This window comes from Acinetobacter sp. YH01022 (genome assembly GCF_013420235.1).
In the GTDB taxonomy this organism is placed as follows: Bacteria; Pseudomonadota; Gammaproteobacteria; order Pseudomonadales; family Moraxellaceae; genus Acinetobacter.
Genome location: NZ_VOYP01000015.1, coordinates 37567 through 53072, shown reverse-complemented (window position 1 = coordinate 53072; position 15506 = coordinate 37567). Strand labels below are relative to the sequence as shown.

Sequence of the window (15506 nt, the reverse complement as noted above, 5' to 3'; positions counted from 1 at the left end):
ACCTGAAGTGTCATATTTATAGGTGTATTAAAATGCCAAGACGTCGCGTAGTCGCTGCCCGTGAAATCCTTCCGGATCCTAAGTTCGGCAGCCAAACAATCGCTAAATTCATGAACCACGTAATGCAAGATGGTAAAAAATCTATTGCTGAAAGTATCGTTTACGGTGCTTTAGATCGCGTTCAAGAAAAATCTAAAGTAGACCCAGTTGAATTTTTCGAGACTACTCTTGAAAAAGTTCGCCCTATGGTCGAAGTAAAAGCACGCCGTGTTGGTGGTGCTACTTATCAAGTGCCTATGGAAGTACGCCCATCCCGTCGTACTGCCCTAGCTATGCGCTGGTTAGTAGACGCTGCTGCTAAGCGTTCTGAAAAAACAATGGCTTTACGTCTTGCTGGCGAGTTGCTTGATGCAGCTGAAGGTAAGGGTTCAGCGATTAAAAAACGTGAAGATGTGCACCGTATGGCTGAAGCCAACAAAGCCTTCTCTCACTACCGTTTCTAAGCGGATAAAACAGCCCCTATTCAGGAGGGTGGCAATTTTGGTTTTCACCATGTTGTCATCGAATCGCTTTAAGCTGCTTGGCAGCTTAAAGCGTCCTGTTTTAAACAACAAAATTTAGGAATGCAAGAAATCATGGCTCGTCAAACCCCAATTTCTCGTTATCGTAATATTGGTATTTCTGCGCACATCGATGCGGGTAAAACCACGACTTCAGAACGTATCTTGTTCTACACAGGTGTATCTCACAAACTAGGTGAAGTACACGACGGTGCAGCAACTATGGACTGGATGGAGCAAGAGCAGGAACGTGGTATTACCATTACTTCTGCTGCTACTACTTGTTTCTGGTCTGGTATGGGCAATCAGTTCGACCAACACCGTATCAACGTAATTGATACCCCGGGACACGTTGACTTCACAATTGAAGTTGAGCGTTCTATGCGTGTTCTTGACGGTGCATGTATGGTTTACTGTGCTGTAGGTGGTGTACAACCTCAGTCTGAAACTGTATGGCGTCAAGCGAACAAATACCAAGTTCCTCGTTTAGCATTCGTGAACAAGATGGACCGTACCGGTGCCAACTTCTTCCGTGTTGTTGAGCAAATGAAAACTCGTCTAGGTGCTCACCCTGTACCTGTTGTTATCCCAGTTGGTGCTGAAGATAACTTCCAAGGCGTAATCGACCTAATCGAAATGAAAGCAATCATTTGGGATGAAGCATCTCAAGGTATGCAATTCGAATATGGTGATATTCCTGCTGATCTACAAGCAACTGCTGAAGAATGGCGTACTAACATGGTTGAAGCTGCGGCTGAAGCTTCTGAAGAGTTGATGGACGAATATTTGAACAATGGCGACTTGTCGAAAGAACAAATCGTTGCTGGTCTTCGTGCTCAAACTCTGGCTTGTGAAATTCAACCAATGCTTTGTGGTTCTGCATTCAAAAACAAAGGTGTTCAACGTATGTTGGATGCTGTGATTGAATTCTTGCCATCACCGACTGAAGTTAAAGCAATCGAAGGTATTCTTGACGACAAAGCTGAAACTAAAGCTGTTCGTGAAGCATCTGACGAAGCTCCGTTCTCTGCGCTTGCGTTCAAAATCATGAACGACAAATTCGTAGGTAACTTAACTTTCGTACGTGTTTATTCTGGTGTGCTTAAACAAGGCGACCCAGTATATAACCCAGTGAAATCTAAACGTGAACGTATCGGCCGTATCGTGCAAATGCATGCGAACGAACGTCAAGACGTTGAAGAAATCCGCGCGGGTGATATCGCTGCATGTGTAGGTCTTAAAGACGTTACTACTGGTGATACACTTTGTGATGAGAAAAACATCATTACTCTAGAGCGTATGGAATTCCCTGAGCCAGTAATTTCTTTAGCTGTAGAGCCTAAGACTAAAGCTGACCAAGAGAAAATGTCTATCGCACTTGGTCGTTTGGCTAAAGAAGATCCATCGTTCCGTGTTCGCACTGACGAAGAATCAGGTCAAACAATCATCGCAGGTATGGGTGAACTTCACCTTGACATCCTTGTTGACCGTATGAAACGTGAATTTAACGTTGAAGCGAACATTGGTAAACCAATGGTTGCTTACCGCGAAACAATCAAAAAGACTGTTGAGCAAGAAGGTAAATTCGTACGTCAAACTGGTGGTAAAGGTAAATTCGGTCACGTATATGTTCGTTTAGAACCAATTGATGTTGACGAAACTGGTAAAGAATACGAATTCGCTGAAGAAGTTGTAGGTGGTGTAGTACCTAAAGAATTCTTCGGTGCGGTTGATAAAGGTATTCAAGAACGTATGAAGAATGGTGTCTTGGCTGGTTACCCAGTTGTGGGCATTAAAGCGACATTGTTCGACGGTTCTTACCACGATGTCGACTCTGACGAATTATCGTTCAAAATGGCGGGTTCTTATGCCTTCCGTGACGGTTTCATGAAAGCAGATCCTGTTCTTCTTGAACCAATCATGAAAGTTGAAGTAGAAACTCCAGAAGACTACATGGGCGATATCATGGGTGACTTAAACCGTCGTCGTGGTATGGTTCAGGGTATGGACGATTTACCTGGTGGTACTAAAGCAATCCGTGCTGAAGTTCCATTGGCTGAGATGTTTGGTTACGCGACTCAAATGCGTTCTATGTCTCAAGGTCGTGCGACTTACTCTATGGAATTTGCTAAATATGCTGAGACTCCACGTAACGTGGCTGAAGGCATCATTTCTAAGTTCCAGTCTGGCGGTAAAAAAGGTGACGACGAGTAATCTTTCGATTACTATAAGCCCAAACTAATTCATAGTTAAAAACCAAAATCACTTATGGAGCTAACCCTCCATAAGTATTTTAATAAGGAAGATCTCATGGCTAAGGCTAAGTTCGAACGTAACAAACCACACGTAAACGTGGGCACAATTGGTCACGTCGACCATGGTAAAACTACTTTAACTGCTGCAATTGCAACTATCTGTGCAAAAACTTACGGCGGTGAAGCGAAAGATTACGCAGCAATTGACTCTGCACCAGAAGAAAAAGCACGTGGTATTACCATTAATACTTCACACGTAGAATACGATTCTCCAACTCGTCACTACGCTCACGTAGACTGCCCAGGACACGCCGATTATGTTAAAAACATGATCACTGGTGCTGCTCAGATGGACGGTGCGATCCTTGTATGTGCTGCGACTGACGGTCCTATGCCACAAACTCGTGAACACATCCTTTTGTCTCGCCAAGTAGGTGTACCTTACATCCTTGTGTTCCTGAACAAATGTGACCTTGTAGACGACGAAGAGTTGCTTGAACTGGTTGAAATGGAAGTTCGTGAACTTCTTTCTACTTATGACTTCCCTGGTGATGACACTCCTGTTATCCGTGGTTCAGCTTTGGCTGCACTTAACGGTGACGCTGGTCAATACGGCGAGTCTTCAGTTCTTGCTCTTGTTGAAGCGCTTGACTCTTACATTCCAGAACCAGAACGTGCAATCGACAAAGCATTCTTGATGCCAATCGAAGACGTATTCTCAATTTCTGGTCGTGGTACGGTAGTAACTGGCCGTGTTGAATCAGGTATCGTGAAAGTAGGCGAAGAAGTTGAAATCGTAGGTATTAAAGACACAGTTAAAACAACTGTAACTGGCGTTGAAATGTTCCGTAAATTGCTTGACGAAGGTCGTGCAGGCGAGAACTGTGGTGTTCTTCTGCGTGGTACTAAACGTGAAGACGTTCAACGTGGTCAAGTACTTGCTAAACCAGGTACAATCAAGCCGCACACTAAATTCGATGCAGAAGTATACGTACTTTCTAAAGAAGAAGGTGGTCGTCACACTCCATTCCTTAACGGTTACCGTCCACAGTTCTATTTCCGTACAACTGACGTAACTGGCGCGATTTCTTTGAAAGAAGGCGTTGAAATGGTTATGCCTGGTGACAACGTAGAAATGTCAGTAGAATTGATTCACCCAATCGCAATGGACCCAGGTCTACGTTTTGCGATCCGTGAAGGTGGTCGTACAGTTGGTGCTGGTGTTGTTGCTAAAGTAACTGCATAAGTATTGATTGTGTAAAAAAAGCGTCCCTCTGGGACGCTTTTTTTATGGTTTTTATTTTATTAATTCGTTTTTTAAAATTTATCTTGTATAACCTTAGCTTATTTCTTGTATCGAAGAAGTGATTTGACGCATTGTTTTTTCCTGCGTCGAAAAAATAATTTTACTTATCATCAGTTTTTCTCTTGCGTCGGAACAAAGCAGTGCTGTATCCCTTGCGTCGAAAAAATAATTTCACTCATCATTATTTTTCCTCCTCATGTCCTAAACTGATATTTTCCTGACCCTATCTGCACTTATAGCAAGTTTTTAAACACGTAATATAACAATCAAGAAAAACAAAAGTGAATCTAGTTATATCGTTGCTAGATAGGAGTAAAGCATCATGAATGCAAAGGTTAATATGAGCAATCGTGCCGGTGCGAGTTTTCCTGTACGCCGTATGAACTTTGATTTTGAACACGTACCGGAATACTGGATGAATGGTTCAGCCGGGTTGACACACTTTATGACAGCGCTATCAGCGTTGTTTCCTGCAGGCGAAAAATTTTTTATCGACAGTGTTCGTGCCGTACGTCATCATCCTGCCTTAAAAGATAATGTAGAGTTACAAAAGGAAATCTCTGCCTTTATTGGCCAGGAAGCTATGCATACTCAGGAACATGTGGCTTTTAATGTATCAGCACAAAGATATGGGCATGATGTGGAGACCTTAGATCGCTATACTGATAAAGTGATTCAGACCACACGTAAATTGATGGCGAAAATAGCTAAACCTGTGGGTATTACTCAGGAAATGGTGGATTTGACTGCAACCACTGCACTTGAGCATTTTACTGCGACCATAGCATCGCAGCTTTTAAGCAATGCCTATATCCAGGAACTCATGACCGATGAAACCATGAAAACGATGTGGATGTGGCATGCAATTGAAGAAAATGAACATAAAGCAGTGGCATATGATGTATTCGAAGAAGTCTTTGGTAGGGGGGTGAAGTCATATGCTCTGCGCACTTCTTCATTGGTGATTGCAATGGCCACTTTATTTATCGTACAAAGTTATTTCCTTGCACGTCTTTTAAAACAGGATCAACAGTTTAACCTTGATTCACTGCAGGAGATTTATAGCTATGCCTATAGTCCATCTAAAGGCGTGATTACCGGTATGGGCAAGGAAATGTTGTTGTATTTCAAGCCAGGTTTCCATCCGAATGATGTCGATACCCATAGTTTACTGGAAAAATGGAAGGCTAAATTAGCCTTTTAAGCTGAAAAATGAGAGAGCGATAATGATCGCTCTTTTTTTTACTCGATTTTTATCACAAAGTTTTTATAATGCGAGGGTTAATTTTATATAAGATGAACGAAGATGATTCGTTTGATGCAAGCTGCGGATGTGTCGACTGTAGCAAAGATTGAAAGATTGGTCCAAAGCCATCCCTGGAGCGTTAAACAGTTTGAAGAAGCTGTCAGTAGTTATCAGAGCACAGTGATTGAACAAAATGGTCGGGTGGTTGGATTTTGTATTTTACAACCTGTGCTGGATGAAGCGAATTTGCTGTTGATGGCGATTGATCCATCTCAGCAGGGCAAAGGTCTAGGTTTTAAGCTACTGGATGCATCGCTTGCTATGCTGAAAAATAATCCCGTACAAATTTTTCTTGAGGTTCGCGAATCCAATATTGCAGCCATCAAACTGTATGAAAAAGCAGATTTTCATCAAATCGATTTACGTAAAAATTATTATCCAAATCCGGATGGATCAAAAGAGCATGCCATCATTATGGTGAAAGCATGCACAGATGATTTTGCAAGTTTGTTTAAATAGGAATGGTGACATTACTTGATGATGGGGTTGTTCCAGCCCGAAGGTAATGTCGTCATAAGGGAGTTGCCCAATTGCTGAATTTCTTCAGGGTTCAGCAAGCGGTTTAAGCGTCGCCATTGCCCATCAATCAACAGTTCCAAAGGTACATATTGCGATTTATAGTTCATTTTATCGGAATGCGGAACCCAATAGCCTAGATAGACATAAGGCAAACTTAAAGCTCTGACATGTTCAATCTGTTTGAGTACGGCAAAAACCCCTAGAGAACGGCGACTTTCATCAGGATCAAAGAAGGTATAGACCGCAGAAATTCCATCATCTAGCGGATCGCAGCTAGAAACAGCCAGCAGTTTGTCATCTTTCCAGAATTCGATAAAGAAACTGTCCGTACAGCTATGTACTAAAAATTTTTCGAATTGGTCCAGACTTGGTGGGAACATATCACCATCAGCATGACGTTCATTGATGTAGCGTTCATAGAGCTGATAATGAATGTTGGAAGCATCGGCTGTGCGGGTAATTTTGACCGTCAGATCCTGATTGCGTTTCCATGCCTTCTTTTGTGCATTGTTCATTTCAAATTCGGAAACAGGTACGCGGCAAGATAAACATTGACGGCAGAGATGGCATTCAGGACGATAGACAAAATCGCCACTACGACGAAACCCCAGACGTGAAAGTTCAGACAGGCTGACCACATCAATGCGATGGGCAGGATCTAAAAAGACCATCCGTGCCGATTTTTGTTCCAGATAACTACAGTTATGCGGTGGCGTAATGTAATACTGTAAATCATTGAGCAGGGACTTTGGGTGATACGAATTCATGGCAATCCCTCTTTTATTTTCATTCCATTAAACGCGCTTTTTGCGCTATTGTTTTACTTGAAAATACACCCTCTTGATATTTTTTCCAATCGATAGCGGACTGTTTTACAACATCTTGTAACGAATTAAGATATGCTTGCCGAGAAAGTGTACAGGCTCCCAAGCTGAGTAGATGATCATTGACCAATTGACAGTCAATCCAGGGCAAATTATTTTCCTGTCCAATCAGCATTAAAGTATAAAACGCCATTTTTGAGACATCGGTTTGCGTACTGAACATCGACTCACCAAAACAGCCGTGTCCAATGGTGACGCCATACAATCCACCAACGACTTTGCCTTCATCCCATACCTCAATACTATAGCCATAACCAGCTTCAAACAGCTGACAATATCCCTCAATAATGTCTTCCGAAATCCAGGTGTCATCAGCATAGCTGCGCGGCAGGGCACAAGAGCGTATGACCCGTTCAAAGGCCTGATTGACCGTGATTTGATAATCAAACTTTTTCATGTTGCGAATTAATGACTTACTCGGATGATAATCCTGCGGACGGATAATGCATCGTGGTTCCGGACTCCACCAGCAGATCGGTTCACCTTCAGAAAACCAGGGGAATAAGCCATGGGTGTAGGCTTCAAAAAGTGTAGAAGGGGAGAGGTCAGCACCGATGCAGATTAGACCCTTGCCATCGGGATCAGCCTCGATGGGGTCGGGGAAAATGAAGTCTGAGGGAGATAATGGATGCATGGGATTCAGCCTGAACGAGAAGAGTAACTGGCAATAAACATTTATGATTTTTATCATACAAAAAAAAACCGCCCAAAGAGGACGGTTTTTTTGAGTTGAATTGATTTATTTAAATCAGTCAGCCAAAGCATCTAGATATTTCTCGGCATCTAACGCAGCCATACAGCCTGAACCTGCTGAAGTAATCGCCTGGCGGTAAATACTGTCAGCAATGTCACCAGCAGCGAAGACACCCGCAACAGAAGTCGCAGTTGCATTACCTGCCGTACCACTTTGGACCTGGATATAACCGTCACGCAAGTTCAACTGACCTTCGAACATTGCGCTGTTTGGTTTGTGACCAATGGCGACGAACATCCCGGTCACTTCAACGTCTTGTGTTGAATCATCTTGGGTTGATTTTAAACGAACAGAAGTTACGCCAGATTTTGCATCGCCCAGAACTTCTTCGACCTGATGATTCCAGATAATACTGATTTTGCCTTCTTTTTCTTTAGCAAAAATATGATCTTGAAGGATTTTTTCAGAACGCAAGAAATCACGACGGTGAACCAGGGTCACATGCGAGGCAATATTAGAAAGATAAAGTGCTTCTTCTACAGCAGTGTTACCACCACCGACCACCATCACTTTCTGGTTTTTATAGAAGAAACCATCACAGGTTGCACATGCACTTACCCCTTGACCCATAAATGCAGCTTCAGACTCAAGACCTAAATACTGCGCTGTCGCACCAGTGGCAATGATGAGAGCATCACAGGTAAATTCTTCCATATCACCTTTCAGCACAAATGGGCGAACGCTTAAATCAACTTCATTGATATGGTCATAGACAATGTCGGTGCCAAAACGTTCTGCATGTGCCTGCATGCGTTCCATTAGCGCAGGACCGGTCAGACCTTCAGGATCACCCGGCCAGTTATCTACTTCAGTGGTTGTAGTGAGTTGTCCACCCAGTTGCAAGCCTGCAATCAGGGTAGGCTTCAAGTTTGCACGCGCTGCATAGACCGCTGCGCTATAGCCAGCAGGACCCGAACCTAAAATAATCAGTCTTGAGTGACGTGCGCTCATCCGCTGCATCCTTTTTTATTTAGAAATTTGTGGAATTATACGTGAAACTGTATAACAGTGGTGTGCGATTAAAGTCGATATTATTGATCATGCAAATCGATTTGAGCTATATAGAACAACAGTGCTGTGTTAGATACTCAATCTGGTATATTTCTAAGCAGCAGCCACTACATAATATTGCATCTTTTTTTGTGGAACAGGTGCATAATACGCGTTTATTGTGAAACTATTTTGTCTTAGTTTCTTACAAAAAACATGAATGAAAAATTGGTTACAGGACAGTATATGACTGCGGTGTCGAGTGTTTATGCACAGCGCTTAATAAAGACATTATTTTTAGTTTCATTTGGAATTTATTTATTCCTTGCAACAGTGACCTATACGCCTTTTGATCCGGGCTGGATGCACATTTCCAGTGATACCCAGCATGTATCGAATGCCAGCGGAGTTGCCGGGGCGTGGATTGCAGATTTACTGTTCGGTTTCTTAGGCTGGGCGAGTTTGCTCATTCCAATTTTTCTCTTCGTTGAGGCAATTCAGGTCTGGTGGCCGTATAGCTTTTTGAATAAACCTTTTCGCTATGCTGCACAGTTCTTTATTTTACTGGCGACAGCAAGTCTGTTGTATCTGTATTGGCAAGTGCCGGCTGATACGCTGGATAATTCGTCGGGCGGGATCATTGGGTATGAGTTGGGGCAAAGTCTTACCCAGATTTTAACCATTTATGGTGCAACGACTTTTCTGCTGCTGTTTTGGCTGGTTTTATTCACCTTTGCATTTGGGGTGAAGTGGAACAAAACCTGGGTTACGCTCAAGGCGACACCTGCTTATTTACAAGACTTATTTTATAAAAATGTGCCTGAAGCCGAATCTGCATTTGACCGGACAAATCCTGAAGTCAAAAAATCATTGGTAAATAACAAACAAAAAACAGCCACAGAAAAAGTAGCAGTAGTAGCCGAACATAAGGAAGTAGAATTGTCACCAGTCGTTCGTGATCCGGCTGCAGAGCGCCTGTTCGATGACATGGTTGAAAAAGAGCAGTCTGCGCAGCAACAACTGGTGGATGAGGAAGATGAGGCGGAATTTGAACAAATTTTAGAAAAAGCCCATCGTCTGGAACAGAATACACATCGTGTTGTGGCTACAGGTGAAGTGTGGCGTGCATTACATGCAGATGAAAATCAAAATCATAACCAAGATATTGATGCACTGTTAAAAGCGGCTGAAGAATCTGGACCCCATACACCACATGACCATTTTCAGGCATTTGTTGATGAGCAACCTGCAGCAACGACTCCGCAGACCTCGAAGCAAAATCTGGATTGGGATGATGACGAAATTTTTGATGAATTGCTTGCAGCTGTGCCGGGTGGAAAAACTGCAACAGATGTACATACGCCATTTAATTCTGTGAATCCAGAACCAGCAGTAGTCATCCCTGAAGAAAAAATGCTGACAGCATCTGCAAGTATCACGGTATCGCCATCACTGAATCATAGTACGCCTAAAAATAGCGCACTGGATGACGAGTTTGATGAACTGGATGATCTGCTGGTAGATAATTTACCGGTGGATCACTTGGAGCCAGCAGCGCCTGTAGCAGCACGTACTACGAGTAGTTATGCCCAATCTTCAGCCTTTGTGCGTGCAGAAATCAATACTCAATTGCAGCCGCAATCCACCATTTCTGAAGATGAAAAGGCGTTGATTGCTGCCAATAAAGATGCCTTCCGTGAAGTTTGGCAGGAAACGGCTGGAAAACCTGTCGACGAGCTTGAATTGGATGAAGATGATTTTGATCCGGATGCCCCTTTAACCGATGCCATGGGTCGTCCGATGTCTCGTTCCATGCAGGTGGCGCAAAAACGTCGTGATTTGCCGCCATTGCCAGGTCTGGAGCTGCTGGATAAGGTTGACCCTAACAAGAAGGTGAATTTCACTGCCGAGCAATTGGCACGATTATCCGAGTTACTTGAAATTAAACTGCAAGAGTTTAATGTGAAAGCCAAAGTGATAGAAGCACAGCCTGGCCCTGTAGTGACACGTTTTGAGCTGGATTTGGCACCGGGGGTAAAAGCCTCTAAAGTGACCAATATTTCACGTGACTTGGCGCGTTCAATGTCAATGGCATCGGTACGTGTAGTCGAGGTCATTCCGGGTAAACCTTATATCGGGATTGAAGTACCGAACAGTAGCCGTGAAATGGTTCGCTTGATTGAGCTGGTACAGATTCCCAAATTCAATGATTCTGATGGCATTCTTTCCATGGCTATGGGTAAAGATATTTCGGGTAATCCTGTGATTACCGAACTGGGTAAAGCTCCGCATATGCTGGTTGCCGGTACAACCGGTTCTGGTAAATCGGTTGCGGTGAACTCGATGATTCTATCGATGTTGCTGAAGTACACGCCTGATCAACTACGTCTGATCCTGATTGACCCAAAACAGCTGGAACTGGCCAACTATAATGATATTCCGCATTTGCTCACGCCAGTCGTGACCGACATGAAAGATGCGGTCAGCGCCTTGAACTGGTGTGTCAATGAAATGGAACGTCGCTATAAGCTGATGTCTTTCCTGAAAATTCGTAAGCTGAGCGACTATAACCGTAAGGTTGAAGAAGCGATTGCCAATGGTGAAGAACTGTTTGACCCGACCTGGAAAGCCAGCGAATCGGTTGTGGGCGAACGTGCACCGCGTCTGACTCCATTGCCATCTATTGTCATTGTGGCGGATGAATTCGCCGATATGATCATGCAGGTGGGTAAAAAAGCGGAAGAAATGATTACCCGTTTGGCGCAGAAATCGCGTGCGGCAGGAATTCACCTGTTACTTGCGACACAGCGTCCATCAGTGGATGTGATCACCGGTTTGATTAAAGCCAATATTCCAACCCGTGTAGCATTGCGTGTGAACTCGAAAATTGACTCGCGTACCATCCTGGATGCTGGTGGTGCAGAAGACTTGTTAGGTCATGGTGATATGTTGTTCCTTGGCCCAGGCAAGATTGAACCGGAACGTGTGCACGGTGCCTTTATTGCCGATGACGAAGTGAACCGTATCTGTGATGCATGGCGTGAACGTGGCGCACCAAACTATGTCGATGAAATCTTAACGCCATTTGATGAAGAGCCAAGTAGCCGTGGTTTTGAAGATGGCGGAGAAGGTGGTTCGGACCGTGATGCGCTTTATGATCAATGTGTATCTTTTGTGCTGGAAACCCGTAAGGCATCCACATCTTCGCTACAGCGCAAGTTTAGCCTGGGTTATAACCGTGCTGCACGTATCATTGACCAGATGGAAGAAAATGGCATTGTTAGCGGTATGGGTGCCAACGGTAAACGTGATATTTTAATTTAAGTGTAGATATCAATAAAAGGCCTGCAAATGCAGGCCTTTTTCTTGAGCACAATTGGACGATATCAGGTAAATTAAGTGAATATTCATGAAAAACAAAAGTATCATGCAGCTCGGGAAAGACTGAAATATTTCATTAAGGATACAGATAGAGCATGAATATTGTCATGGCGCTATTTCCATTGATCATTTTGATTGCAATGGGATATCTACTTAAACAGACACGTTTTGTCACAGATGAATTTTGGGGAAACTCTGAAAAGCTCAATTATTTTATCTTGTTTCCTAGCTTACTCTTTTTGAATTTATCTCATGTCGAGCTAGAGATGCTTACTGTGTCGAGCATGCTGGGAATCTTGATCCTGATAATTTTGCTGGCAGCTATGGCTCTTTTTGTGGCCAAAAAAATCTATAACATTCCAGTACAGCGTTTTGGCGTGTATATGCAAAGCCAGGTGCGCTTTAATACCTATATCGGCCTGTCGCTCATGGCATCTTTATTTGGACCGAAAGGCATGCAAATGTTTGCCATGCTGATCGCTGTCGCGATCCCTTTGGTGAATATTCTGTCGGTACTGGCATTATCCAGTTTGAGCTGGAACACACTTGGAAAAACAGTTATTTCGATTACAAGAAATCCATTAATTCTCGGCTGTATTGTTGGCGTGGGTTTCAATCTGCTGAATCTGCCCTTAATTGATGGCATAGGGCAACTTGTGAAATTACTTGCTGCAATGAGCTTGCCTTTGGGTTTGCTGTCAGTGGGGGCAGCATTGCAATTTGACCAGTTTAAAATCAATATCTATCGTTTATTGATGAATGTGTTTGGGCGTTTGCTCATCATGCCCATTTTGGCATTTGCAGTATGCCAGGCTTTTGATTTAAGTCATTTAGAACGCATGATTTTAGTGGTATTTTTTAGTTTGCCGACAGCTTCAGCTTCTTATATTCTGACCCGGGTATATCAGGGTGACCATCGATTAATGGCGGCTGTAATTAGTTTGCAGACAATCTGTTTTGCGGTGACTTTTCCCGCATTGATGTTATTGCTGCCTTAAAATAAAAGTTTAAAAGAAAATTATTTTGATAAAAAAGCCTGGCTGTTCTATGCAAACAGCCAGGCTTTTTTATATTTTACTTAAGCAAACTTAGCAAGCACTTCCAGAAAGCCTTCGCTTTGACGCGGGTACTGTGCAATCACATCATGAATGCGTTGACCTTCAGGATTGGTGGCGTTGACATCACGGCCATCGGCAACGAATTGAGTCAGTAAACGCTCATAATCATTTGGACGCATGTGCTTGAATGCATGATAAAGCACATGAAAATCAGCATTAACGCCTGCAGGAGGTAGCTGGGTTAAGTAGGCAAATACACGCTCATCTGACCATTCTTCATTGAACGTTGCTGGCTGAGATAATGCCATCGCAATCTCCTTGGTATACTGATTAAAATAAAAAAGGCAAAATATGAGGCTAGACAAAGCGGTTTTGCTCGACCCTGCCAACTTGAAGCACAGCTTCTCGTCTTGCGGCTGACTAAAGCAGTACCTAAATTGTTCAGGCACTTCGAAGCACAGCTTCTCGTCTTGCGCCTGAACAAAGCAGTGCTTTGTTCAGGCTCATATTTTGCCTTGATTCAATTTGCTTGACTAATCAAAAATCAGATTATCGCTCTTCAGGCAAATTGATATTCATTTCTAACATTTCAATATTGGCTTCAGAACGAACCGACATTTGAATGTGTTGTTCATCTACACCACGGACATAGCGGTTGACCACCTGCATGATTTCTTTCTTCATGAGGTCAATCTTTTCCTGACTTAAGCGTTTGCCTAGACCCTGTTCAGAGGCGACAATGACTTTTAAGCGATCTTTAGCAGTCTGTGCACTTGATGGTTTATCCTCACTACTAAAAAGTTTACTCCAGAATCCTGCCATTTCTTACGCTCCAAATAGTCTTGCTAACCAGCCTTTAGGTTTGACTTCAATATGACGGTAAGGACGTTCTTCACCCAAAAAGCGCGCTACAAGGTCATCATAAGCCTGACCTGCAGCTTCTTCAGTAAACAGAATAACCGGTTTACCTTCGTTAGATGCTTGCAGTACGCTCTTACATTCAGGAATCACACCTAGTGTAGGGACACGTAAGATATCTTTAGAAATATCGTCAATGGTTAACATTTCTTGTTTATCAGCACGTTCAGGGTTGAAACGTGTAATACAAAGATGCTTACGGATGCGACCTTCGTTCTGCTCTACCTTTTTGGTTTTGCTGTCCAGCATACCAATAATACGGTCAGAGTCACGTACAGAGGAAATTTCCGGGTTGGTCACAATGATCGCTTCATCTGCATGATACATGGCCATGATGGCACCACGTTCAATCCCTGCAGGCGAATCACAAATAATATAATCAAACTCTTGAGAAAGTTCATCCATAACGCGTGCAACACCTTCATCGGTCAAGGCATCTTTGTCACGGGTCTGTGATGCAGGCAAAATATATAAATTTTCAATATCTTTGTCACGAATAAGTGCTTGTTGAAGACGCGCTTCGTTATTCAATACATTCACAAAATCATAAACAACGCGACGTTCACAACCCATAATTAAATCAAGGTTACGTAAACCCACGTCAAAATCGATCACAACAGTTTTGTGACCACGAAGGGCTAAACCTGTTGCAAAAGATGCACTTGTAGTAGTTTTACCTACACCACCTTTGCCTGATGTTACGACAACAATTTTCGCCACCGAATCCACTCCTGTTATGGTTCAAACCCCTTTTTAAATATGGGGCTTTTGGTGTTTATTTATACATTAAAACTCGAGAACTTCAAAGACAAGTTCTTGATGATCATTCAAGTAAATATGGACAGATTTTTTCAGGACATGTTGTGGAATGTCATCTGCCACACAATATGTCCCTGCAATCGATACCAGTTCTGCTTCCAGTGAATGACAGAAAATACGCGCTGCACCATTCCCGCCTGCGCCGGCGATGACTCTACCACGTGCGCTACCATAAATATGTATATTTCCTGAAGCAATGACTTCAGAGCCGCTATTGATTCCTGCGTTAAGAATAATATCGCCATGATCCTGAACCAGGCATTGACCGGTGCGCAAAATTTCATCGTGATAAGAGGTCACATGGCTGATGACACGAGCTGGTTTGACTGGCTCTTCTTCAGCACTGTGGGTTGGGGCAGAGTCAACTTCAGGTTTGGCCTCAACCACTTGTTCTTTGGTCGCTTTAATACGCTGTAAAGGTTTGTTGTCTGCGGGCAGAATAGGAAACTGAATGGCCCGGGCTTCATCGGAAAGAATACCGTCAATCACGCCCATCGGCTGTAAGTCCAGACTGATCAATAGCTGAATCAGTGCAATCAGTTCCTGTTCTACCGTGCTGTCAATAATGACCAGCGTGCCATGAGAAGCAGTTTCTTGGAGCATTTGAGTCAATTGCTGGCGGATTGCATTGTGATCATTGGTGTCAAAAGTTAATCGGGTAAAATTAACCATTCTGCCTGTAATCCGTATATCAGCCATAATTATTCCTTAAGACTTCTGACTCATTAATTTTATGTCGAAGTGATGTTGTAAATA

At 43.2% G+C, this 15506-nt stretch carries 14 protein-coding genes; 7 read left to right on the top strand and 7 right to left on the bottom strand.

Translation table 11 applies throughout. The features are described from left to right. The first annotated feature begins 32 nt into the window (after positions 1 to 32). From rpsG to rimI, 5 genes are all read left to right on the top strand, one after another. On the top strand, positions 33 to 503 hold the full coding sequence (gene rpsG, locus FTT87_RS07365) for a 30S ribosomal protein S7 (RefSeq protein ID WP_004648014.1): 471 nt from the start codon (positions 33 to 35) through the stop codon (positions 501 to 503). A 132-nt stretch (positions 504 to 635) separates the two neighbouring features. Next, on the top strand, positions 636 to 2774 hold the full coding sequence (fusA, locus tag FTT87_RS07360) for an elongation factor G (protein ID WP_180043012.1): 2139 nt from the start codon (positions 636 to 638) through the stop codon (positions 2772 to 2774). A gap of 96 nt (positions 2775 to 2870) precedes the next feature. Continuing rightward, a complete protein-coding gene (tuf, locus tag FTT87_RS07355) occupies positions 2871 to 4061 on the top strand; it encodes an elongation factor Tu (RefSeq protein WP_180043011.1) in 1191 nt (396 codons plus the stop codon). Between the two features lie 382 nt (positions 4062 to 4443). Then, positions 4444 to 5325 (top strand): metal-dependent hydrolase, encoded by an 882-nt coding sequence (locus FTT87_RS07350; protein ID WP_180043010.1) that lies wholly within the window; start codon positions 4444 to 4446, stop codon positions 5323 to 5325. Between the two features lie 102 nt (positions 5326 to 5427). Continuing rightward, complete coding sequence (rimI, locus tag FTT87_RS07345; protein WP_180043009.1) at positions 5428 to 5886, top strand: ribosomal protein S18-alanine N-acetyltransferase; 459 nt, start codon at positions 5428 to 5430, stop codon at positions 5884 to 5886. A gap of 11 nt (positions 5887 to 5897) precedes the next feature. Here the strand turns inward: rimI and FTT87_RS07340 are convergent, their stop codons facing one another. The 3 genes from FTT87_RS07340 to trxB all read right to left on the bottom strand — a co-directional run bounded on the left by FTT87_RS07340 (position 5898) and on the right by trxB (position 8535). Continuing rightward, positions 5898 to 6713 (bottom strand): arginyltransferase, encoded by an 816-nt coding sequence (locus FTT87_RS07340; protein ID WP_180043008.1) that lies wholly within the window; start codon positions 6711 to 6713, stop codon positions 5898 to 5900. Positions 6714 to 6732: 19 nt separating this feature from the next. Further along, a complete protein-coding gene (aat, locus tag FTT87_RS07335) occupies positions 6733 to 7464 on the bottom strand; it encodes a leucyl/phenylalanyl-tRNA--protein transferase (protein WP_180043007.1) in 732 nt (243 codons plus the stop codon). 114 nt (positions 7465 to 7578) lie between these two features. After that, complete coding sequence (gene trxB / locus FTT87_RS07330) at positions 7579 to 8535, bottom strand: thioredoxin-disulfide reductase (protein WP_180043006.1); 957 nt, start codon at positions 8533 to 8535, stop codon at positions 7579 to 7581. Positions 8536 to 8820: 285 nt separating this feature from the next. On the opposite strand from trxB, the gene FTT87_RS07325 reads away from it, so the two are divergent. Beyond that, on the top strand, positions 8821 to 11898 hold the full coding sequence (locus FTT87_RS07325; protein WP_180043005.1) for a DNA translocase FtsK: 3078 nt from the start codon (positions 8821 to 8823) through the stop codon (positions 11896 to 11898). 152 nt (positions 11899 to 12050) lie between these two features. After that, the gene (locus FTT87_RS07320; RefSeq protein ID WP_086196433.1) at positions 12051 to 12953 is read left to right on the top strand and encodes an AEC family transporter; all 903 of its coding nucleotides are present in this window, start codon (positions 12051 to 12053) and stop codon (positions 12951 to 12953) included. 80 nt (positions 12954 to 13033) lie between these two features. Here FTT87_RS07320 and FTT87_RS07315 read toward each other — a convergent pair whose 3' ends face one another. The 4 genes from FTT87_RS07315 to minC form a co-directional block, all read right to left on the bottom strand. Next, positions 13034 to 13321 (bottom strand): PA4642 family protein, encoded by a 288-nt coding sequence (locus tag FTT87_RS07315; RefSeq protein ID WP_086196432.1) that lies wholly within the window; start codon positions 13319 to 13321, stop codon positions 13034 to 13036. Positions 13322 to 13562: 241 nt separating this feature from the next. Next, on the bottom strand, positions 13563 to 13835 hold the full coding sequence (gene minE, locus FTT87_RS07310) for a cell division topological specificity factor MinE (protein ID WP_086196431.1): 273 nt from the start codon (positions 13833 to 13835) through the stop codon (positions 13563 to 13565). 3 nt (positions 13836 to 13838) lie between these two features. Beyond that, positions 13839 to 14651 (bottom strand): septum site-determining protein MinD, encoded by an 813-nt coding sequence (gene minD / locus FTT87_RS07305; protein ID WP_086196430.1) that lies wholly within the window; start codon positions 14649 to 14651, stop codon positions 13839 to 13841. A 66-nt stretch (positions 14652 to 14717) separates the two neighbouring features. Next, complete coding sequence (minC, locus tag FTT87_RS07300) at positions 14718 to 15449, bottom strand: septum site-determining protein MinC (protein WP_086196429.1); 732 nt, start codon at positions 15447 to 15449, stop codon at positions 14718 to 14720. Positions 15450 to 15506 lie beyond the last annotated feature (57 nt).